At 44.1% G+C, this 21,790-nt stretch carries 19 protein-coding genes; 14 read left to right on the top strand and 5 right to left on the bottom strand.

What is annotated here, in order from left to right:
• Positions 1 to 9: 9 nt before the first annotated feature.
• Complete coding sequence (gene hflX / locus V7Q33_RS04250) at positions 10 to 1,206, bottom strand: GTPase HflX (protein ID WP_333818991.1); 1,197 nt, start codon at positions 1,204 to 1,206, stop codon at positions 10 to 12.
• Positions 1,207 to 1,376: 170 nt separating this feature from the next.
• Here hflX and V7Q33_RS04245 point away from each other — a divergent pair, with 170 nt between their 5' ends.
• The 11 genes from V7Q33_RS04245 to uvrB all read left to right on the top strand — a co-directional run bounded on the left by V7Q33_RS04245 (position 1,377) and on the right by uvrB (position 14,311).
• Positions 1,377 to 2,492, top strand: coding sequence for a glycosyltransferase family 4 protein (locus V7Q33_RS04245; RefSeq protein ID WP_331982882.1), 1,116 nt, complete (start codon positions 1,377 to 1,379; stop codon positions 2,490 to 2,492).
• An 18-nt stretch (positions 2,493 to 2,510) separates the two neighbouring features.
• On the top strand, positions 2,511 to 3,062 hold the full coding sequence (rfbC, locus tag V7Q33_RS04240) for a dTDP-4-dehydrorhamnose 3,5-epimerase (protein ID WP_331982880.1): 552 nt from the start codon (positions 2,511 to 2,513) through the stop codon (positions 3,060 to 3,062).
• Positions 3,063 to 3,182: 120 nt separating this feature from the next.
• Positions 3,183 to 3,872, top strand: a complete 690-nt coding sequence (locus tag V7Q33_RS04235; RefSeq protein ID WP_333818990.1) for a polysaccharide biosynthesis/export family protein — start codon at positions 3,183 to 3,185, stop codon at positions 3,870 to 3,872.
• A gap of 9 nt (positions 3,873 to 3,881) precedes the next feature.
• Positions 3,882 to 6,236, top strand: a complete 2,355-nt coding sequence (locus V7Q33_RS04230) for a GumC family protein (protein WP_333818989.1) — start codon at positions 3,882 to 3,884, stop codon at positions 6,234 to 6,236.
• Positions 6,233 to 6,961 (top strand): tyrosine-protein phosphatase, encoded by a 729-nt coding sequence (locus V7Q33_RS04225; RefSeq protein ID WP_331982874.1) that lies wholly within the window; start codon positions 6,233 to 6,235, stop codon positions 6,959 to 6,961. The genes V7Q33_RS04230 and V7Q33_RS04225 overlap by 4 nt, the downstream gene beginning before the upstream one ends.
• Before the next feature lie 75 nt (positions 6,962 to 7,036).
• Positions 7,037 to 8,023 carry an NAD-dependent epimerase/dehydratase family protein gene (locus V7Q33_RS04220; protein ID WP_331982872.1) on the top strand — a complete coding sequence of 329 codons (987 nt, stop codon included), beginning with the start codon at positions 7,037 to 7,039 and terminating at the stop codon, positions 8,021 to 8,023.
• 57 nt (positions 8,024 to 8,080) lie between these two features.
• Positions 8,081 to 9,490 carry a tetratricopeptide repeat protein gene (locus tag V7Q33_RS04215; protein WP_331982870.1) on the top strand — a complete coding sequence of 470 codons (1,410 nt, stop codon included), beginning with the start codon at positions 8,081 to 8,083 and terminating at the stop codon, positions 9,488 to 9,490.
• A complete protein-coding gene (locus V7Q33_RS04210) occupies positions 9,490 to 10,293 on the top strand; it encodes a phosphosulfolactate synthase (protein WP_331982868.1) in 804 nt (267 codons plus the stop codon). Before V7Q33_RS04215 ends, V7Q33_RS04210 begins: the two co-directional genes overlap by 1 nt.
• 12 nt (positions 10,294 to 10,305) lie before the next feature.
• Positions 10,306 to 11,244, top strand: coding sequence for a DUF368 domain-containing protein (locus V7Q33_RS04205; protein WP_333818988.1), 939 nt, complete (start codon positions 10,306 to 10,308; stop codon positions 11,242 to 11,244).
• Position 11,245: 1 nt separating this feature from the next.
• On the top strand, positions 11,246 to 11,989 hold the full coding sequence (locus tag V7Q33_RS04200) for a shikimate dehydrogenase family protein (RefSeq protein ID WP_331982864.1): 744 nt from the start codon (positions 11,246 to 11,248) through the stop codon (positions 11,987 to 11,989).
• Positions 11,990 to 12,286: 297 nt separating this feature from the next.
• Positions 12,287 to 14,311 (top strand): excinuclease ABC subunit UvrB, encoded by a 2,025-nt coding sequence (gene uvrB / locus V7Q33_RS04195; RefSeq protein WP_331982862.1) that lies wholly within the window; start codon positions 12,287 to 12,289, stop codon positions 14,309 to 14,311.
• 17 nt (positions 14,312 to 14,328) lie between these two features.
• Here the strand turns inward: uvrB and nadB are convergent, their stop codons facing one another.
• From nadB to V7Q33_RS04175, 4 genes are all read right to left on the bottom strand, one after another.
• Entirely contained in the window at positions 14,329 to 15,900 is a 1,572-nt protein-coding gene (gene nadB, locus V7Q33_RS04190) for an L-aspartate oxidase (RefSeq protein WP_331982860.1), read from the bottom strand.
• A 2-nt stretch (positions 15,901 to 15,902) separates the two neighbouring features.
• Positions 15,903 to 16,913 (bottom strand): quinolinate synthase NadA, encoded by a 1,011-nt coding sequence (nadA, locus tag V7Q33_RS04185; RefSeq protein ID WP_333818987.1) that lies wholly within the window; start codon positions 16,911 to 16,913, stop codon positions 15,903 to 15,905.
• 93 nt (positions 16,914 to 17,006) lie between these two features.
• A complete protein-coding gene (locus tag V7Q33_RS04180) occupies positions 17,007 to 17,360 on the bottom strand; it encodes a group III truncated hemoglobin (RefSeq protein WP_331982856.1) in 354 nt (117 codons plus the stop codon).
• Positions 17,357 to 18,469, bottom strand: a complete 1,113-nt coding sequence (locus V7Q33_RS04175; protein WP_333818986.1) for a CaiB/BaiF CoA transferase family protein — start codon at positions 18,467 to 18,469, stop codon at positions 17,357 to 17,359. The genes V7Q33_RS04180 and V7Q33_RS04175 overlap by 4 nt, the downstream gene beginning before the upstream one ends.
• A gap of 95 nt (positions 18,470 to 18,564) precedes the next feature.
• Here V7Q33_RS04175 and V7Q33_RS04170 point away from each other — a divergent pair, with 95 nt between their 5' ends.
• The 3 genes from V7Q33_RS04170 (at position 18,565) to V7Q33_RS04160 (ending at position 21,749) form a co-directional block, all read left to right on the top strand.
• Positions 18,565 to 19,812, top strand: coding sequence for a peroxiredoxin family protein (locus tag V7Q33_RS04170; RefSeq protein ID WP_331982852.1), 1,248 nt, complete (start codon positions 18,565 to 18,567; stop codon positions 19,810 to 19,812).
• Positions 19,812 to 21,050 carry a tRNA 2-thiouridine(34) synthase MnmA gene (mnmA, locus tag V7Q33_RS04165; protein ID WP_331982850.1) on the top strand — a complete coding sequence of 413 codons (1,239 nt, stop codon included), beginning with the start codon at positions 19,812 to 19,814 and terminating at the stop codon, positions 21,048 to 21,050. The genes V7Q33_RS04170 and mnmA overlap by 1 nt, the downstream gene beginning before the upstream one ends.
• Positions 21,051 to 21,197: 147 nt before the next feature.
• Complete coding sequence (locus V7Q33_RS04160) at positions 21,198 to 21,749, top strand: outer membrane beta-barrel protein (protein WP_331982848.1); 552 nt, start codon at positions 21,198 to 21,200, stop codon at positions 21,747 to 21,749.
• Positions 21,750 to 21,790 lie beyond the last annotated feature (41 nt).

The following is a 21,790-nucleotide window of genomic DNA, read 5'->3' as shown; positions in this document are numbered from 1 at the left end:
TGGCTCTGTTCAAGTTGTTTCGGTAGGCCAAGGTGAGAATTCGTAACCATCCTTCATGAAATTGGGATATATCTGCAGATGTTTTTCTTTCACCCTGTCGAAGATCAGTTGTTTTAGTTCCTGGATATTTTCACGTGCTGTAGCCGATACAAAGATGACATCTTCATAGCCATGCTGCCGGTAAAAGCCCCGCATTTCTTCCAGGTTCACCTCCGGATTGCTGGCTTTGAACAAATCAATTTTATTCAACACCAGCACAGTGGGTATAGTCGCCGCTCCTATCTCTTCCAGCGTTTTAGAAACAACTTCTATCTGGTTATCATGAAATGGATGAGCAAGATCAACCACATGTAAAAGCAGATCTGCTTCACGCACTTCATCCAGCGTAGACTTGAATGACTCGATCAAATGATGCGGAAGTTTGCGAATGAAGCCCACCGTATCGGAAAGGAGAAATGGAATGTTGCCAAATACAACTTTGCGCACGGTAGAGTCTACGGTTGCGAAGAGTTTATTTTCCGCCAGCACGCCCGAGCCGGATAGTAAATTCATAAGGGTAGATTTTCCTACATTGGTATATCCTACCAATGCTACCCGCACAACGTTGTTGCGCGATTTGCGCTGGGTGGCGCGCTGCTTCTCGATCTTTTCGAGTTTTTCTTTCAGCACAGTTATCTGAAAGCGAATATTTCTGCGGTCAGTTTCAATTTCTTTTTCACCGGCACCACCACGTGTGCCTGTTCCGCCTCGCTGGCGTTCAAGGTGAGTCCACAATCGCGTTAAACGGGGTAACAAATATTGGTTACGGGCCAACTCAACCTGCGTACGGGCCTGTGCTGTCTGCGCACGCCATAGAAATATATCCAGAATTAACAGGCTTCGGTCATAAATTCGAACTTTAATATCCTCATTTTCCTTCGGATTTAGCTCACGTTCCAGATTTCGGAGCTGCGATGGCGATAGATCATCGTCAAATATTACATTCCCTATTTTTTCGGTATGAACAAATGCTTTCAGCTCAGCTAACTTTCCCTTGCCAAGGAAAAAACGATGGTCTGGGTGCGGTAAATTTTGAACAAACCGCCGTACCGTCTTAATTCCGGATGTTTCCGCTAAAAATGCAAGCTCATCCAGATGCTCATCGGTTTCCTCTTTACGAGTGTTATTCAGCGCTACTAAAACTGCTGTTGAAGAATTGTCTTCCATAGTATCATTTACGAGAGGCGAACATACGCGATAAATATTTATACAAGTTACCGGTCATGGTTACTTTTTTCTACCTTTGTTGAATCTAAACCCAAGAATTATAGAGACCATCTGATTTTTCGACCATTTGTCGGAAGAAGGATTTTCAAAGTTCTCATAACCAGAGCCCAATGATGAGAATTGCTATTGTCCTCAACACTTCCTGGAATATTTACAATTTCAGGATGAATTTCGTTCGTGCGCTTTTAGCGCAAGGTTACGAAGTTCATACTATTGCACCGGAAGATGAATATACCCACTATTTGCAAGAAGCCGGGTGCATTCATCATAAAGTAAAAATGGACAGCCGTGGGGCTAATCCTATAAAAGACTCCGCCTTGATTGTAGAGCTTTACGCTATCTACAAAAAGGTAAGACCGGACATCATCCTGCATTATACCATTAAGCCCAATGTATACGGAACACTGGCAGCATCGCTGCTTAGAATTCCGGTTGTAAATAATGTTTGCGGATTGGGTACCGTTTTCCTCAAAAAGAATTTAGTCTCCGCCATCGCTATCTTCCTGTATAAAATCAGTTTTCGCTTTGCGCAGAAAGTATACTTCCAGAATCCGGACGACCGCGAGTTGTTTGTAAAAGAAAAGTTGGTTCGTGCGGAAGCGGTAGATCTATTACCCGGCTCTGGCATTGATCTGGAAAAATTCAAGCCGGCAGGTTTCAAGCGTAATGAAAAATTTACGTTTCTTCTCATCTCCCGGCTCATTACCGATAAAGGTGTAATGGAATATATAGATGCGATCAGGAAATTGAAATCCACAGGGATAGAAGCACGCTTTCAGGTACTGGGCGCTATGGATCCTGAACATAAACGAGGTATAAAAAGAGAAGTAATTCAGGAATGGATCGACTCCCAAACCATCGAATACCTCGGCACTACTGATAATGTGCAGCAATTCATCAACCAGGCTGATTGTATCGTACTGCCTTCCTATCGCGAAGGAACTCCCCGCACCCTGCTGGAAGCTGCCAGCTCATCCAAGCCAATCATTGCTACCGATGTTCCGGGTTGCAATCATGTTGTGAAAGACAATTTTAATGGACTTCTTTGCAAATTGAAAGACGCTGATGATCTGGCTGAGAAGATGAAAATGATGGCGGGCTTCGACAGCACCAAACTTCGGGTTTTAGGTGAAAATGGCAGGGCAAAAGTAGAGGCAGAGTATAGCGAATCCATCGTAATCGACAAGTATCTTCAGACCATCTGCGAGTTAAGAAAGGTTTCTTAAACTTACAGACTATATTTCATGGAAGTAAAACAGACCGGCATTGAAGGGCTGGTAGAAATTTTTCCGGCCGTCTATAACGACAGCCGCGGATGGTTTTATGAATTTTACCGCGAAGACACCTTCAACAAATCAGGTATACATTACAAATTCCTGCAGGAAAATCGCTCCTTCTCCAAGAAAGGTGTTATCCGCGGGTTACACATGCAACTCCCACCCTACGCTCAGGCAAAGCTTGTAACTGTATTGCAGGGGAAAGTATTGGATGTTGTGGTTGATCTCCGCCCCGGTTCTGCCACGTTCGCAAAAGTTTACTATTGCCTGCTGGAGGCTGAGAAGTGCAATATGCTGATGGTGCCAGAAGGTTTTGCACATGGATTTGCTGCCCTGGAAGACTCCGTTTTCTTCTACAAGTGTTCCAATATTTACCACCGCGACTCCGAGAATGGCATACGCTGGAACGATCCTGAGCTAAATATCAACTGGCAAGTGCAGAATCCCATCATTTCAGATAAGGATCAACAATTGCCAACACTAGAAGAGTTATTGAGAAATTCTGTAATTTCACGATAATACGTAACCGAACCCATAACTTTTTTACAGTTGAGAGTTTTGCGCTTTTTTCATTCTATACTCATTTTATTTTTTGCAGGCCTTATACTGTCGTCTTGTGCTTCTTACAGGCAGAACATTATGTTTAAGGTTAGCGATCAGCAAGCCATTAACGGGCAAGCTGAAAAGGCAGAACGGAATTATGTTATTCAAAAAAACGACCGGCTGGAACTGGAAGTATACACAAACCAGGGCGAGCGACTAATCGATCCAAACAATTATATCGATCAGGATAATCCGGGAGCATCCGGAGCGGGTGCTGGCGCTGAAAAGAAAAAAGCAAATACATACCTGATCAACGAAGAAGGCATTTTAAAGCTGCCGATGATCGCTCCTATAAAACTGGAAGGACTTACGATTATGCAGGCCGAAGAGCTGCTGCAAAAAGAATACGCTAAATATTACCAGCAGCCTTTCGTGGTGTTGCGCTATACCAACAAGCGCGTGGTGGTGTTAGGTGCACCGGGCGGACAGGTTATACCGCTCGCTAATGAGAACATGCGACTAACCGAGGTACTCGCGTTGGCAAGAGGTATAAACAACGATGCCCGTGCTTCGAATATCCGTATATTACGGGGCGACACGTTGTTTGTGGCTGACCTCACAACTTTTGAAGGATATAAGAAAAACAATATATTGATCAAGCCCGGAGATATAGTGTATGTTGAACCTATCCGCAGGCCAATCAGTGAAGCACTCCGCGATTATGGTCCGGTGCTTAGTGTCATTACCAGCCTTACAACACTTATTGTTGTGCTTATATCACTATAAATCCTTCGTGTGGAGCCAGTAAAAAACAATATCAATTCAAACCCTTTATCAGCAGAAGGTATCGATTTCAGTAAGCTCAAAATTATTGTAGTCAATAACCTGATCTGGATCGTATTGATATTCCTGGTTATCAACTTCACTTCGTATACCATTATCCGCTATACACAGGATCGTTATGAGTCGTCTTCTGAAATTAAGCTCGATGTAAAGGATGAAGCTTCCGAACTTGGCATTAACATGCTGGCGGGAGAGCAAACGCAAAGCACAGACCTGATCTCCGGAGAAATAGAAATGATCCGGTCAAAACTATTCCTCGAACAAGTACTGGATTCTTTAAACCTCGATGTAAGTTACTTCAGCAAAGGCGAAGTACTGAATCATGAACTCTTTAACAACACACCGGTGTGGGTGGATTTCAGAATAGAAAATCCGGGATATTACAATCAACCCTTCTATCTTGAAAAAGAATCACCCGAAACATTTTCACTTACCTGGGAAGAAGGCAATAAAAAAATCAGCGGTCAATATGGAAAGCCGGTACGTGCCGATGGAATAGAACTTACATTGACTCAAAACAAAGATTTTGTTTCCGAAGGTGAGATTGAGTTTTTCTTCATTATCAACAGTCATGATGTTTTGTTGAGCTATCTTATTTCCAACCTCTCGGTAGAGCCGCTTAATTATGCAGCCAAAACCATCCGCATCGCTTTCAAAGATAACAATGCCAGTAAGGCGTATGCCATTGTAGATGCAATCGACAAAACATACCTCCACTATAGCTACGAACAGAAAAAACTCGCTACCAAGCAAAAAATTGATTGGCTCAACAACGAGCTCACACAGATTGAACTCAAGATGGAAGGGTTCGAAGATTATTTCGAACGCTTTACACTCAAGAATAAAACCAACGACCTGCAGGAAGATTTGCGAAAGACGATTATCAGCATTAACAAGATCGATTCGCAGCGCTATGAAATGTCGCGCAAAATTACCGAGTTAAACAAGTTAATGGATGGACTACAGGCAAAGAATTTTTCTGTTACGCCCTCCATTCGCCAGGTGTTGCCCGATTATTTATTTAAAGATATAGATGCTGTTCAGACTCTGTTATTACAACAAGAGCGGCTCAAGTTATCGTATAACGAAAGCACACTGGCATATCGCGAAAAGCAACACGAAGTTGATACGCGTACCAATAAAACCTACGAGCAGCTAGCGGAGCTAAAAACCGACTGGATGAAAAAACTACAAGAGATGAATCAGCGTAAAGCCAACCTGGAGTCAGCGTTTGTAAACATGCCCGATCAAAATACACAATACTCCAAGAATCAACGCTTTTATAAATTATACGAAGAATTTTATCTCTCGCTAATGCAAACCAAATCAGGCTTTGAGATCGCACAGGCGGGAACAACTCCTGATTTCAAAATACTTTCTCCGGCTACAGTACCTGGAGTTCCCATTTCTCCCAACCGGAAGATCATCCTGGGCATAGGCCTCGTTACCAGTATGGTGGCTATATTTTTCTTCATTGGATTTTTATACCTCATGCATAACAAGGTTACAAACGTGAACGAGTTGGAGAAGATCAGTGGCGTGCCCGTATTGGGTGTAGTACCATCATCACGCTATTCTGCCAGTGAAGGATTGCATGTAATCAGCCATCCAAAATCGATGGTGAGTGAGGCGATTCGTACGTTACGTACCAACCTTGATTTCTTTCGCACCAGCGGACCGCAGCGTGTTATTGCTATATCTTCCACTATATCGGGGGAAGGAAAATCCTTTCTTGCGTTAAACCTCGGTGGTGCTATGGCGCTCTCGCGCAAAAAAGTGCTGCTTATTGACCTGGATATGCGCAAGGCAAAATCGTATTTGCCGGTTCATGTACCTGATCCGGCCAAAGGCATGAGTACCGTACTGATCAAAAAAGATCGCTGGCAGGATTGTGTACTCACCACCAACCTGGAGTTCTTTGATTATATACCTTCTGGTCCTATTCCTCCAAACCCTTCGGAACTTTTGTTGAACGGAGAGTTCTCAAACTTACTGGAAGACCTTAAGAAAGTGTATGACGTTATTATACTGGATACACCGCCGGTGGGTCTGGTTACCGATGGTATACAAGCTATGAAGCGTGCCGATATATCGCTCTATATCTTCCGCGCCAATTATTCGAAACGCGAATTTCTTTACAACTTGCAGCGTATTGTTTCGATCAACAAAATCGTTAATGTTACTACCTTGTTAAATGCACTTCCTTCGCCTCATAAAAAATCAGCCGGCTATGGCTATGGTTATTATGAGCCGGAAGAGAAAGGCAATGTAGACAAGATCAAATCTCTCTTTAAAATAAAAGCGTGATCAACTGGTTTCGAAAAAAAACACCATTAGCCACTACTCCCCTCACGACTGATATTCACTCCCATCTTTTACCGGGGCTGGATGACGGTGTAGAAACATTCGAACAGTCTGAAGCGATTATTAGAAAATTTTTGGCATTAGGATATAAGAAGCTCATTACATCGCCTCACGTAATGAGTGATACCTATCGAAACACACCAGCCGGTATAACAAGTAAGCTGGGTGAACTCAGAAAATACCTGGCCGCAAAGAACATCGATATTGAAATTGAAACGGCTGCCGAGTATTACCTCGATGAGGAAGTGTTTTCCATGATGGAAAAAAAGCAGCCCATGCTTTCTTTTGGAAAGAATTACCTGCTCTTTGAAACGAATTTCATGACAGAACCTTTCAATCTGAAGCAGTTTATTTTTCTGGCCAGCACCAACGGATATAAACCCGTACTGGCACACCCCGAACGCTATATTTACCTGCAAAACAATATTGAGAAACTGGAAGACCTCTTGCAACGCGGTGTACTTTTTCAGGTTAATATCAGCTCCATTACCGGTTATTATTCCAGGGAAGCACAGTCTACTGCTATGAAACTTATCGATCGCGGCTGGGTACACTTCCTTGGAAGCGATTGTCATTCACAACAACACATTGCATTAATCGGCGAAGCTCAAAAGCTGAAGTACTTTCAAAAAGCTCTATCTTTACCCCTACTCAACAATACTTTGTAATTTTTTAAGAGTGAGTATAACGATCAACGAGTAATTCTGTTGATCTGATTTGACTGATTGAAAACCTGATCAACGATGATTGCTGTAACCGGTGCCAACGGACTTCTCGGAAGTTTCATTATCCGAAAGCTTGTTGAATTGAAAGAACCCTTTGTAGCCCTGAAGCGCGAAAATAGCGACACCTCTTTGTTGAAAGATATAGCACACGCTATTACCTGGCGTACAGCCGATGTTACCAATGAAGTGTCATTACTGGAAGCACTGGAAGATGTAACACATGTTATTCATGCCGCTGCTGTCGTGTCGTTTAATCCGCGCAAAGCAGATATCATGATGGACATCAACGTGATAGGAACTCGTAATGTAGTCAATGCATGCCTTGTAAAAGGTGTGAAGCGATTGGTACACATCAGTTCCGTGGCAGCATTAGGCCGCCAGAAAGAGCAGCATATCATTGATGAAAAAAATAAATGGGTTGTCAGTTCAATTAACAGCAGGTATGCCGAATCAAAATACTTTGCCGAGCTTGAAGTATTTCGCGGACAGGAAGAAGGTCTTAGTACAGTCATCATCAATCCATCCATTATACTGGCACCTGCTGACTGGAACAACAGTAGTGCAAAACTTTTTAAGTATGTGTGGGATGAAAAACCTTTTTATATAGATGGCTATATGAACTATATAGACGTTCGCGATGTTGCCGATGTCGCATATCGCATGTTGCATCAACCTATTGAAGGTGAACGTTTCATTCTTAACGCTGGCAACATTTCTTTTAAAAATTTCTTTACACGTTTAGCGCAGCAGTTTCAAAAAAAAGCACCTGGTATAAAACTCACTTCAACGACTTTAAAAATTATTGCCCGACTGGAACATTTCCGGACATGGTTTACAGGCAGCGAACCACTCATCACACGGGAAACTGCCAGAATAGCCGGTACGGAATTTTTATATGACAATCATAAAATCAAGAAACTTTTCTCTATTCAGTTTCAACCGATTGATAAAAGTATTGAATGGTGTTGCCAATATTACAGGGAAAAAATGTCGGTCGAAAAATAGAATGAAAGGTCGTAGCTTTACGTTAAAATTTACCTATTTTAGGAAAACCTTTAGTCCATGGCGAGAGAATACCGCAAACGAGAAGAAGAAGGAAACGAGCTGATAAGAAGATTTGAAGACCATCTCCGTAAGAAGAAAGCTGAGTTTTTCGATTTAGATGCCTACGAACAGATCATTGATTTTTACATGTTCCGTGGCAAACATAATAAAGCATTACAGGCTGTTAATCAGGCCATCAGTCAATATCCTTTTTCAACAGAGTTGATCACTATAAAAGCGCAGATTCTTACCAACCTGGAAGAATATAATGAAGCGCTTGAGTTGCTTGATCAGGCGCATGCATTGCAGCCTAATGATCCTGAAATATTTCTAACGAAAGGATCTATACTTTCATTGAAGGGTAATCACAAAGAAGCGATCGAGAACTTTGAGCAGGCATTGCTTTTTGCTGACGATAAAGACGAAGTATACTATAGCATAGGTCTTGCATATCAAAGCATGGAGAACTATACGCAGGCTATAGATGCATACAAGCAGGCAATTGAGATCAACATCAATCATGACGGTGCGTTATATGAATTAGCCTTCTGCCTGGATGTTACCGGCCAGCTTGAAAGCAGTATTGAATACTATCAGAAGTTTATTGACGAAGATCCATACTCTGCTGCTGCGTGGTATAACTTGGGCATTGTATACAACAAGCTTGAAAAATTTGAAGAAGCACTCCACGCATACGATTATGCTATTACGATCGATGAGACGTTTGCTTCTGCTTACTTCAATACCGGCAACACCTATATGAACATGGGTGAGTATACCAAAGCACTCGATTCATTCCGCAAGACAATTGATATTGAAGGACCAAGTCCTGAAGTATACTGTTGCCTGGGCGCTGCTTACGAAAGCCTGGAACAATATGAGTTGGGACTGAAATATTTTCAGAAAGCATCCAAGCTCGACACGCTATATGACGAAGCGTGGTTTGGTGCAGGTGCCTGCCTGGAGAAACAGGAGAAATGGTATCAGGCACTTCATTTCTATAACAAAGCATTAAAAATCCACCCGGAGAACTCCGAATACTGGAAAGCTGTAGCACACGCAGAATTTAAAGTTGGCAACACAGTATCCAGCGTTGACGCCTATGAAGAGGCCAGCAAGCTTGATCCGAGCGATAAAGAAATCTGGCTGAACTGGTCGTTTATCTACTATGAGCAAGGTGCTCATGAAAAGGCTATTGAGACGCTGTTAGCTGGTTTTGACGAAATACCTGACGATGCTGAGCTTTTCTATCGCATGGTAGTCTACCTCATAGAATCGGGCCGTTTTAAAGAAGCCTTTAATTATTTGGAAAATGCCTTAATTTTGGACTTCGATGGTCATACGGCCTTGTTTGATTTCTTTCCGAAACTGGAAACTCAAAAGGCTCTGTATAAGATCATTGAGCAGTTTAGAAAAGACAATAATTAATGAATTACGACCTTAACAACCTGCCTGAGCGTACCAAAAAGCCCAGGCAATACGGTTTTACCATGGCCATGGACAAGGGCCTGAGTATCCGTGAAGCCGAAGACTTTGTCAGTACCTGTGCAGATCATGTTGATATTGTTAAGTTAGGATGGGCTACATCATTCGTTACACCGAAGCTGAAAGAAAAACTGCAAGTCTTTAAAGAAGCAGGTATACCGGTTTATTTCGGAGGAACACTCTTCGAAGCGTTTGTTGTTCGCAATCAGTTTGACGATTATCGCAAATTGCTCGACAAATTTGATATGTCGTTCGCAGAAGTCTCAGACGGATCGATGGATATTGATCACGACAAGAAGTGCGATTACATAGCAAAACTTTCAGAACAGGTAACGGTACTCTCTGAAGTCGGGTCTAAAGATGCAGACAAAATTATTCCCCCGTATCAGTGGATCGAGCTTATGCAAAAAGAGCTGGATGCCGGTGCGTGGAAAGTAATTGGTGAGGCACGCGAAGGTGGTAACGTGGGATTGTTCCGTTCCACCGGTGAAGTTCGCTCAGGTCTCGTTCAGGAGATTCTGACGAAAATTCCCTTCGAGAAAATTATATGGGAAGCACCGCAGAAAGCGCAGCAAGTATGGTTCATTAAACTGTTGGGTGCCAACGTAAACCTTGGCAACATTGCCCCCGAAGAAGTTATTCCGCTGGAAACCATCCGCCTGGGGTTACGCGGTGATACCTTTTTACATTTTCTCGGTATAGAAAAGAAGAAAACAAACACAGCTCCTCCTTTTGAAATTGACTAAGGAAACAACGTATTGAAGAAAGCACTGGACTATATTCTACTCTACGTAAAAGGACTAAGCATGGGGGCCGTGGATGTTATTCCCGGTATATCGGGAGGCACTGTGGCTTTTGTTACCGGAATACACCAGGAACTTATATATTCCATCCGAGCCATTGATCGCGAGGCTTTCAGCCTGCTGGTTAAATTCCGCTTTGCGGAATTTTGGCAAAAGATCAATGGCAATTTCCTTCTCACCGTTTTCGCAGGAATTTTTACCAGCATATTCCTCCTCGCCCCTTCCATGGCGTATCTGCTGCGGTATTATTCCATTCCGTTGTGGTCATTGTTATTTGGATTGATTCTGATTGCGGCCCCGCTGGCCTTACGCAAAATCACCCGCTGGACAGCTGGAACGGTGCTCGCTTTTTTAGCAGGAATTGTAATCATGTACACATTAACGCGACTGAATGCATTACAATTACCCGCTGCATTGTGGATGATCTTTGTAGCCGGCGTATTGTGCAGCTGCGGAATGTTGCTGCCCGGAGTGTCGGGAGCATTTCTGCTGGTGTTCATTAACCGCTATCAGGCGGTTATCAATGCGGTATCAAAATTTAATGGCATCGTATTGATCACGTTTCTCATGGGTGGTGTTATCGGTCTCCTCGGCTTTAGCAGAGTATTCAGCTGGGTACTGAATAACTACCGCAACACGGCTGTAGCTTTCATGGCGGGCTTTATGCTGGGTTCGCTTAACAAAGTATGGCCCTGGCGCCAGGTACAGCAGTATGTTACCAACGGCTCTGGAGAACAGGTGCCCGTAGCTGAAAAAAGCGTGTTACCCTGGGATTATGTTACCCTTACCGGTAAAGATCCGCACGTTTTTCAAGCCATACTTATGATGGCCCTCGGTGTGTTTATAGTAGTATTAACAGAAAGAATTACGGCAAGACTTAAAACAAACATCTAACATGGAAAAAGTATTCGGACTAATCGGGGGAACCGTTAGTCATTCGTTCTCAAAGTCTTATTTTGATGAGAAATTTTTTCGCGAAGGTCTGCGAGACTACCGCTACGAATTATTTCCGTTAGGCAACATCACCGAAATCGAAAGCCTTTTAAAAGATACAAAGGGCCTTACCGGTCTCAACGTTACCATCCCTTACAAAGAACAAGTGCTCAAATACCTGGACGAAGTAGATGGCTTTGCCAAGAAAATTGGTGCAGTGAATGTGATCAGTATAAAAGATGGCAAGTTGAAAGGATTCAATACCGATTCAGACGCATTTTTCGAAACGCTGGAGAAGTGGTTGCCTAAAGATAAAACGTTCAAGGCGCTTGTTCTCGGAACGGGCGGCTCCTCTAAAGCAGTACAGGAAGCGCTGAAGAAACTGAAGATCGATTATCAGTTGGTTTCACGCGAAGCAAAATCAGGCATTATTACGTACGAAGATCTCGATAAGAATCCTTCACTCATTGAAAATTCAAAACTGATCATCAATACAACACCGCTCGGCATGAGCCCCAAAACGGAAGCGATGCCGCCGATCAATTACGAGCACATTGGCAGCGAGCACTATGTATACGACCTGATCTACAATCCGGCCCGCACGCTGTTCCTGCAAAAGTCAGAAATGCGCAATGCAACTATTAAAAACGGATTGGAGATGCTGCATGTACAGGCTGAGAAGTCGTGGACCATCTGGAATAACTAACGTGTAGCCGTTAACCGTTACAGGTTAAGAGTTAAACGACAAGCCAATAACTAATAACGGATAGCTAATAACGATTAACGGATAAAAACGATTAACAGATAAACGAGAGTCGCTCAAAGCCGGGCGACTCTTGTTTTTTTATTGCCAGTGATAGAAACACAAGGCCATTACTATTCGTTAGGAATGGTTTTGAGGTACAAGTGGAGGTTCTCCCATTGAACTATTTCACACCGCAAGACGATTAACCATTAACGGATAACGTGTAACTTACTCGAAGGATAACGATTAACTTACTTCATGGATTTCAAACTCAACAGCGAATACGTGCCTACCGGCGATCAGCCTCAGGCGATCAAACAATTGATAAGAGGTCTTAACGAAGGCGAGGCACACCAGACACTTTTAGGTGTAACAGGATCCGGAAAAACATTTACCATGGCCAATGTGATTGCGCAGAGCAATCGGCCGACACTGGTTTTGAGTCATAACAAAACGCTTGCAGCACAATTGTATGGAGAGTTCAAACAATTCTTTCCGGAGAATGCTGTGGAGTATTTTATATCGTACTACGACTATTATCAGCCGGAAGCATTTATACCTTCTTCCAATCTTTATATCGAAAAAGATCTTTCCATTAACGAAGAGATCGAGAAGCTACGGCTGAGTGCTACCTCTTCCCTGCTCACCGGCCGAAGGGATGTTATTGTAGTAGCATCGGTATCGTGTATATATGGTATCGGTAACCCGGAAGAGTTTGGAAAAAATGTGATCAAGCTGAAAGCGGGAGAAGTGATCGCGCGCAACAAGCTGCTGTTTGCATTGGTTGATATACTCTATCATCGCACAGAGCTTGATTTTAAACGCGGCACATTCCGTGTGAAAGGTGATACAGTAGATGTATTTCTGGCGTATGCCGATTATGCTATACGGATATATTTTTGGGGCGATGAAATAGAATCCATTCAACGCATCGATCCGCATACAGGCAAAAAAATTTCAGATGAAAAAGTAGTAACCATCTTTCCGGCAAACCTCTTCGTAACAGGCAAAGATTTACTGCACCAGGCTATACGTGAGATACAGGACGACATGGTAGCACAGGTAAAGATGTTTGAAACGGAGCTGCGACACCTTGAAGCAAAGCGTTTAAAGGAACGTACTGAGTTTGACATCGAGATGATGCGTGAGCTGGGATATTGCTCCGGTATAGAAAATTACTCACGCTACTTCGACAGGCGCTTACCGGGTGCACGTCCGTTCTGCCTCATCGATTATTTCCCTGATGACTTTTTAATCGTGATTGATGAGAGCCACGTAACGGTACCACAGATACGGGCCATGTGGGGTGGCGACCGCTCACGCAAAGTAAACCTGGTAGACTATGGTTTTCGTCTTCCCTCCGCGCTGGATAACCGCCCGCTGACGTTCAATGAATTTGAAGCGCTCACCAACCAGGTAATCTATGTGAGTGCAACACCGGCTGAATATGAATTGAGAAAATCAGAAGGTGTTGTAATAGAGCAGCTCATTCGTCCTACAGGATTGCTTGATCCGGAGATCGATGTGCGGCCGAGCAAAAATCAGATCGATGATCTGCTTGAAGAGATTGACGAACGCGTCAAGAAACATGAACGCGTGCTGGTAACAACGCTCACCAAGCGCATGGCTGAAGAGCTTACCAAGTATATGGATCGCGTAGGTATAAAATGCCGCTATATACATTCGGAAGTGCACACACTGGAACGCGTTGAGCTGCTGCGCGAATTACGACTCGGAGTATATGATGTACTGGTAGGTGTAAACTTGTTGCGCGAAGGGCTGGACCTTCCGGAAGTTTCGCTGGTAGCGATACTCGATGCCGATAAAGAAGGATTCCTCCGCAATCAACGTTCGCTGGTGCAGACCATCGGTCGTGCTGCGCGTAACGCGAATGGCCGCGTAATTATGTATGCCGATAGCATCACCGAATCAATGCAGGTAGCCATTGAAGAAACGAATCGCAGAAGGAAAATTCAGCTCGACTATAATAAAGCCAACGGCATTACGCCAAAAACGGTTCTTAAATCAAAAGAGGCGATACTCGGGCAAACGAAAGTGGCCGACTCGAAAAAATCCACACGCAATTACTATGTGGAGAACGAAGAAGTTACACTGGCAGCCGATCCGGTAGTGGCTTATCTCAGCAAAGAAGAATTAACGAAGATGGCAGAGCGCACACGCAAGGCCATGGAGAAAGCAGCGAAGGAACTGGAGTTCATGGAAGCTGCCAAGCTACGCGATGAGTACATGGCGATCCAAAAAATGCTCGAAGAAAGGAAGTAGTCTGCCTGCTATATATATTATTTTCGAACGAGGTCAATGTTATAGAAACCTCCGCGATTCTCTTTTCTCTCCAGCGACTGGCGTGTAATGATATAGGCAATGGTGAGCAAGTTTCTCAACTCACAAAGCTGCGGTGAGAGTACCGCCTCATCGTATAGTTTTTCGTTTTCATGATACATGATGTCGATGCGCTTTAATGCGCGTTGCAGGCGCTCGTTCGAGCGAACAATCGCTACATAATCGCTCATCAGATCACGTAACTCTTTCCGGTTGTGTGTAATGAGAATTTGCTCGCGTGGTATCGTGGTGCCCTCTGCATTCCAGTCGGGTATAGTATCAGGCACTGCAATGTAACTCAGTTTACTTTCAACATCGGTAAAACAACGGTGTGCAAATACAATAGCTTCCAGCAATGAATTAGAAGCAAGTCTGTTTGCACCATGCAGTCCGGTACGTGAGCATTCTCCGCATGCATATAGATTCGCAATGGAGGTTCTTCCGAACACATCTACTTCAATGCCTCCACATTGGTAATGTGCAGCAGGCACTACCGGAATCATCTCGCGGGTTATATCAATGCCTTTGCTCAAACACTTCTCATAAATGTTCGGGAAATGCGATACGAAATCTTCTTTCGGCAAATGTGTACAATCAAGGTATACACATTCATCACCACGCGTAATCAACTCATTGTCGATAGCCTGCGCTACAATATCGCGTGATGCCAGCTCGGCACGTTCATCGTATCGAAACATGAAACGCTCACCGTCTTTCGCACGCAGATAAGCACCGTGTCCGCGTATAGCTTCGGTGATCAGGAACGAAGGATTATCATCTTTCGAATAAAATGCTGTGGGATGAAATTGCACAAATTCCATGTCGCGCACTTTTGCCATAGCGCGATAGGCCATCGCCACACCATCGCCTGTAGCAATCAGCGGATTGGTAGTGGTTCTATATACCTGGCCCGAACCACCGGTGGCCAGCATCGTTACTTTTGCAGTATACTTCTCAATCTTGCAGGTATGCTGATCCATTACATACGCGCCATAACATGTTATACCCGGCTGTGGCTGCGATATCTTATACTTGAAATGGTGCTCAGTAATTAAGTCGATCGAGAAATGATGCGACAGTAAAGTAATATTCGATAGCGTACTGACTTGCTTCAACAAGCTCTGCTCGATCTGCCAGCCGGTAATATCTTTATAATGTATAATTCGCTTGGCAGTATGTCCGCCTTCCCGGCCGAGCGCGAGGTTGCCCGATTCATCCTGGTCGAACTCAACCCCCCAGTCAATAATCTCTTCCAGACGTTCAGGCCCTTCCTTCACCACGAGCTCCACTACTTCACGATCGCACAACCCATCGCCTGCGCGCAGCGTGTCGTCTATATGTTTTTGAAATGAGTCCGTAAGTTCATCCAGCACAACCGCTATACCACCTTGTGCATACTTGGTGTTCGACTCGCTGTCGTCTGCTTTGGTGATAACGGTAATGGATTGATCGGGAAAGCGCTTGGCTGTTTTTATAGCGAACGACAGCCCGGCAATACCGGAACCGATGATGAGAACATCTGTTTGAGGCATGATCAGTTTTTAGAGATTTCCAGCATGCGCTGAATCGGAATCAATGCTTTTTTACGTATATCTTCCGGTACTTGTATCTCCGGCAGTTCATACTTGAGACAAAGATATAGTTTCTCCAATGTATTCATCCGCATAAAAGCACATTCGCTGCAGGCGCAGGTGTTATCTTCATGACTGGGCGCCGGTATAAGACTTTTGTGTGGCACTTCTTTGGCCATCTGGTGAAGTATACCGGCTTCTGTAGCAATAATATACTCGTTGCCTTCGTCTTTCTTCACGAAGTTTATCATACCGGTAGTTGACCCTATATAATGCGCTACTTTCAATATATGTGATTCTGATTCCGGGTGTGCTACAATCTTCGCGTTCGGATGTTGTTTGTGGAGGTCCAGTAATTTATCGATTGCAAAGGCTTCGTGCACAATGCACGCGCCATCCCACAACAACATATCTCTTCCGGTTTTATTGATGAGATAACGACCCAGGTTCTTATCGGGAGCAAAGATGATAGGCTTGTCTTTCGGCACTGCGTTTACAATCTTCTCTGCATTGGCGGATGTACAGATGATATCACTCATCGCCTTAATCTCGGCTGTACAGTTGATATAGGTGATCACGATGTGATCAGGATGGGCTTCCTTGAATTTACGAAACAGATCCGGTGGCGCTGATTCTGCCAGAGAGCAACCTGCCTTTAAATCAGGCAGTAATACCTTTTTATCAGGGTTGAGAATCTTGGCCGTTTCCCCCATGAAGTGAACACCGGCAAACACGATCATATCGGCTGTGGTGGCTGCAGCCTGCTGCGAAAGCCCTAAACTATCGCCTACATAGTCGGCTACATCCTGTATATCCGGAGTTTGATAGTAGTGTGCGAGAATGACTGCATTTTTCTCTTTGCGCAGGCGGTTTATAGCATCCACCAGATTGGTTTGCTTATCTACCGGAATATCCAGAAAACCTTTTTGCTGAAGTTTACCGGCAGCTTTTGCGATGATTTCGTCTGTTACCATTTTATGTTTTGCACCAGGCGGTGCGAAAATAACGCTAAATGTTCAGAGTTCCTGTAGCCCCTCTCGGATGGTCGGTAAGGGGCCACCATCCGGTTACTTTAATAACCCTAACTTATGTTGAAAAATTCCGGCTATACTGTTGGCTCGCTGTTTGGCTTCCTCCGCCTTTTCGCCTTCAAAATGCTCGTCAACCGTACGTTCAAAATGCAGCAGCCAGCGGTTAAAGTGCGCAGGTGTTACTGGCAAATCGCGGTGTTTTTCAAACGGATTACGCTTGTAACTTTGATCGCCCAGCAAGATTGATGACCAGAAATCATAGATCACCGGCAAGTGATGAGGCCAGTCTACATGGCTGAACAAAGGTGCCAGCAGATCATCCTGTTTTACTTTTGCGTAAAAGGCATCGATCAACAACGCTATATCTCCCCGCTCCAATATCTGCTTCATGATGTGATCTCCTTCGTATGCTCGCCCAGCCCGGGAGGTGCCAGCAAATTTATTTTCTTTACACCACCAAGCTTCGCTACAAAGCTTTTAACACCGGTAATGCCCCGATCGTTCAGCAGCAGTTCCTTTACTTCGGGAGTATCAAAAACCTGTTGCATATTCTGAATAAAACCCGCGGGTATCTTCATTCGATGTATAGCGGTGATCAAGGCATCTGCGGTATATAGAATTATACGCGTTTGCAACAACCCATTCAAATCCATTCTGTTCTCTACGCGTGCTGTATTGGTTTTGAATCGGTGATCGTGTGCCATCTCCGGCATTTCCAGTATAGCGCATAAATCCTGAAATTGCCGGTCGCTGCCTACTGCCAGTATTATCTCTTGCCCATCGGCAGTAGTATATACATCTCCATACGGAGCAATGTTTGGATGTGCAGAGCCCTGCTTCTGCGGAAGCTTTCCGGCCACCAGCCAGTTCGTTGCCTGATTCACCAGTGATGCTGCCGCAGCCTGTATCAACGACACTTCTACTTTATCACCTTTACCGGTTCGCTCACGATTGAGCAAAGCCAGTAATATACCTTCTTTGAGATGATGCGCTGCCAATACATCTACCAGCGCTACGGGCATCTTTAGCGAGGGGCCACCGGGCTCACCATTCATAAACATAAAGCCGGCTTCCGCCTGAATAATGGCATCATATCCTACTCGTGGGTTCTCCGGGCCATAGCCGCTGATCTGCGCATATATCAATCGCATATTCTGCTTCGATAAGGCTGCGTAATCAACACCCAATTTCTCAGCATCACCGGGTTTATAGCTGGCAATAACTATATCAGCTTTGCTGGCCAGTTCGTAGACGCTTGCACGATCTTGTTCAAGCGTGAGGTCGAGCGTTACTGATCGCTTGCCCCAGTTCACCGAGCAGAAATATGCAGAGCGATCATCGGTGCGCTCACCGGCCAGCTTCCACGTGCGTGTAACATCACCACCTGTGACCGGATTTTCTACCTTGATAACCTCTGCTCCCAGCTCAGCAAAAAATTGTCCTACGCTGGGGCCGGCCAGTACAGAGGCTAATTCAAGTACTTTTAAATCAGAAAACATACGATTGAATCTGTCATTTGGTACCAAAAATCACACTTCCTCTCCAATTGTAAACCATTTTATACCATTTTTGCACCGGATTCAAATAAATATACATGAGGAAACTACTGATAGCCGTTACGCTTATCATATTGACAGCTGCTTGTGATAAGAAGTCGCAAACTGCTCATGAATTGCGTACCGGCACGTGGCGAGCAATCATCGAAATTCAAGGTCAGCAATTGCCATTCAACTTCGAAGTGGTGAACGATGCGGATGGCGGCTATGATATTTACCTGCGAAATGCAGAAGAGCGTTTGCTGCTGGATGAAGTAAGTGTTACTAATGATTCTATAAATATAGGCCTGCACATTTTCGATGCCAACATTAAAGCACGCATAAAAGGCGACTCATTACAGGGCGAATTTATCAAGAACTACGAGAAGGACTATAACATTCCTTTCAGCGCGGTATATGGACAAACTTTCCGTTTCGAGAAAGTAAATGAGCAACAAAACATTCCTGACTTCTCCGGTAAATATGAAGTGACATTCATCAGTAATCGCGATACGACTAAAGCCATTGGTATATTTAAACAACAAGGTGATAGTGTTACCGGAACCTTTATGACACCCACTGGCGACTATCGTTATCTGCAAGGTAATGTAGTGAACAGCCTTATGCAGCTCAGTGCATTTGACGGTAATCACGCCTATATATTTCGTGCAACCAAAAAAGATGATGGTACACTGATGGGAGAGTTTATCTCCGGTAAAAACCACATGGAATTTTGGGAAGGCATTAAGAACGATAGTGCTTCGTTACCCAACCCTGAATCACTCACGTATCTGAAGCCGGGCTATGAGCGCATCGAATTTAGTTTCCCGGATGTAAACGGCAAGATGGTAACCCTTAACGATGAGAAGTATAGAAACAAAGTAGTGATCTTGCAGATGTTTGGTACGTGGTGTCCAAACTGTATGGATGAAACCATGTTCCTTTCTCCATGGTATAACGAGAACAAACAACGTGGTGTGGAGATCATAGGCCTTGCCTACGAGCGAAAACCTGATTTTGAATATGCCAGCAGCCGTGTGAAGAAAATGGTAGCCAAGCTGAAAGTAAACTACGATTTTGTGATTGCCGGCACAAGCGACAAGGTGAAAGCGGCTGAGACACTACCGATGCTGAATAAAGTAGTAGCCTTTCCGACCACTATTTTCATTGGTAAAGATGGAAAAGTAAAGAAGATACATACAGGATACTCCGGCCCGGGCACGGGTTTCTATTATGAACAAGGCATCCAGAAATTTAATGAGACGGTGAATGAACTTTTGAGCGAGAATTTGACTTCTAAAAAATAATGGAATCTGTAAACACACCATCAACTTCTCCTGCTGAAACCGCTACCCCATCGTTACCTGGAAAAGGAAAACGTGTGGTTGTGGGGTTATCTGGTGGTGTAGATTCAAGTGTGTCGGCATATCTTCTCAAAGAACAAGGTTATGAAGTGATCGGCATGTTCATGAAGAACTGGCACGATGACTCTGTAACGATCAGCAACGAGTGCCCGTGGATTGATGACAGCAACGATGCTATGATTGTTGCCCAGCACCTTGGTATACCTTTTCAGGCGATCGATCTCAGCGAGCAATACAAAGCACGTATTGTTGACTATATGTTTGCCGAGTATCAACGTGGTCGCACACCCAACCCGGATGTACTCTGTAACCGTGAGATTAAGTTTGATGTTTTTCTGAACGCTGCAGTAAAGCTCGGTGCTGACTTTGTGGCTACGGGGCATTATTGTCGCAAGGGCGAAATACAACAAAACGGCAAAACAGTATATCAACTGCTGTCGGGCAAAGATCCGAATAAAGATCAAAGTTATTTTCTTTGTCAGCTAACGCAGGAACAACTCTCGCGTTCGCTCTTCCCCATTGGCGATTTGCTGAAGCCTGAAGTGCGTGCTATAGCAAAAGAGATAGGTTTGGTTACAGCCGACAAAAAAGATTCGCAAGGTTTGTGCTTTGTTGGCAAAGTACATTTACCTGATTTTTTGCAACAACGATTAATGCCGAAGAAAGGCAAGATCGTTAATATACCGGCCGATGCCATATCTTTCAAAAATGGTTTTGATAAAAGCGATCTTGCACAGATAACAGCACCGTATCAACTTGAGCCTTCATTGGGCCGGGTGGTGGGTGAACACAATGGTGCACATTACTATACCATTGGTCAGCGTAAAGGATTAAACCTCGGTGGCTTTCCTGAACCGTTGTTTGTAATCGGTACCGACACAGACTGCAATGTGATTTATACCGGCATGGGCGAAGAACATCCGGGGCTATACCGCAAAGGGTTGTTCATTCCTAACGAAGACGAACATTGGATACGAACCGATCACCAGCTACATACAGGAGAATCGGCTACCTACAAAGCGCGCATCCGCTACCGCCAGCCACTGGCACCATGCACACTATATAAGAAAGAAGAGGGGTTGTATATTATTTTTGATTTACCCATGAAGAGCATTACCGCCGGGCAGTTTGCTGCCTGGTATGATGGTGAAGAATTAATAGGCTCGGGCGTGATCAGTTAACCGGGTAAATAATCATACCATAAGGTATATCCGGTAGTTAACCGGTTATAACAGCGATATAGCTATAGTATTTTTCATTCTAAATATTTCGGCACATTTTTCGTTTGGAACACTTTGCTTAATTTTGACCAAACAAAAATTCGATCTATGAAAAGACACATTCGTTTTGTGGCAGTAGCCGCTTTTCTGCTGCTTTCATTTTCTCAGTTCAGCGCTTCAGCCCAAGTGAAAAAAGGAGATTTCTTATTGAGCCCCAATCTTGGTTTCGGTTATTACTATGCCGGCAGCGGTGCCAGTGTAACTATCGGTGTTAATGGAGAATACGCCTTCACGGATGAGATCAGCGGTGGTGGGTACCTGGCCTACACACATTGGAAATACGGTTACAGGTATGGAAACAACAAGTATGATTATTCTTACAACTTTGTAGACTTTGGCGCGCGCGCATCTTATCACTTTGCCAAGTTGCTGCGCGTTTCGAATAAAAAATTCGATCCCTATGCAGGAGCATTTATTGGATTTGTAACATCAAGCTATTCTGGTGACAATGGCGTTGTCTATAACGATGCCTACGGAAGCGAACTACGCTCAGGCATCTATGCCGGTGCACGTTATTTCTTCCAACCTAACATTGGCGTATTTGGTGAGGTTAGTATTGGACTTACACCTATATCAGGTGGTGTTACCTTCAAGTTCTAATAACCAACAGAACTATAGTAAAACGGGTGTCTTGTTCTGCA

This window comes from Ohtaekwangia sp. (assembly GCF_036786105.1).
In the GTDB taxonomy this organism is placed as follows: Bacteria; Bacteroidota; Bacteroidia; order Cytophagales; family Cyclobacteriaceae; genus Ohtaekwangia.
The sequence above is the reverse complement of the archived record's forward strand: the minus strand, read 5'-3'. Positions and strand labels throughout refer to the sequence as shown.

What these genes read in the sequence shown, in the direction of transcription:
- V7Q33_RS04235 (WP_333818990.1), top strand. Translation starts at nt 3,183, where the DNA reads ATGTTTAAGGTTAGCGATCAGCAAGCCATTAACGGGCAAGCTGAAAAG.
- hflX (WP_333818991.1), bottom strand. Translation starts at nt 1,206, where the DNA reads ATGGAAGACAATTCTTCAACAGCAGTTTTAGTAGCGCTGAATAACACT.
- mnmA (WP_331982850.1), top strand. Translation starts at nt 19,812, where the DNA reads ATGGAATCTGTAAACACACCATCAACTTCTCCTGCTGAAACCGCTACC.
- uvrB (WP_331982862.1), top strand. Translation starts at nt 12,287, where the DNA reads ATGGATTTCAAACTCAACAGCGAATACGTGCCTACCGGCGATCAGCCT.
- V7Q33_RS04160 (WP_331982848.1), top strand. Translation starts at nt 21,198, where the DNA reads ATGAAAAGACACATTCGTTTTGTGGCAGTAGCCGCTTTTCTGCTGCTT.
- V7Q33_RS04200 (WP_331982864.1), top strand. Translation starts at nt 11,246, where the DNA reads ATGGAAAAAGTATTCGGACTAATCGGGGGAACCGTTAGTCATTCGTTC.
- V7Q33_RS04170 (WP_331982852.1), top strand. Translation starts at nt 18,565, where the DNA reads ATGAGGAAACTACTGATAGCCGTTACGCTTATCATATTGACAGCTGCT.
- nadB (WP_331982860.1), bottom strand. Translation starts at nt 15,900, where the DNA reads ATGCCTCAAACAGATGTTCTCATCATCGGTTCCGGTATTGCCGGGCTG.
- V7Q33_RS04180 (WP_331982856.1), bottom strand. Translation starts at nt 17,360, where the DNA reads ATGAAGCAGATATTGGAGCGGGGAGATATAGCGTTGTTGATCGATGCC.
- V7Q33_RS04220 (WP_331982872.1), top strand. Translation starts at nt 7,037, where the DNA reads ATGATTGCTGTAACCGGTGCCAACGGACTTCTCGGAAGTTTCATTATC.
- V7Q33_RS04210 (WP_331982868.1), top strand. Translation starts at nt 9,490, where the DNA reads ATGAATTACGACCTTAACAACCTGCCTGAGCGTACCAAAAAGCCCAGG.
- rfbC (WP_331982880.1), top strand. Translation starts at nt 2,511, where the DNA reads ATGGAAGTAAAACAGACCGGCATTGAAGGGCTGGTAGAAATTTTTCCG.
- V7Q33_RS04245 (WP_331982882.1), top strand. Translation starts at nt 1,377, where the DNA reads ATGATGAGAATTGCTATTGTCCTCAACACTTCCTGGAATATTTACAAT.
- V7Q33_RS04175 (WP_333818986.1), bottom strand. Translation starts at nt 18,469, where the DNA reads ATGTTTTCTGATTTAAAAGTACTTGAATTAGCCTCTGTACTGGCCGGC.
- V7Q33_RS04215 (WP_331982870.1), top strand. Translation starts at nt 8,081, where the DNA reads ATGGCGAGAGAATACCGCAAACGAGAAGAAGAAGGAAACGAGCTGATA.
- nadA (WP_333818987.1), bottom strand. Translation starts at nt 16,913, where the DNA reads ATGGTAACAGACGAAATCATCGCAAAAGCTGCCGGTAAACTTCAGCAA.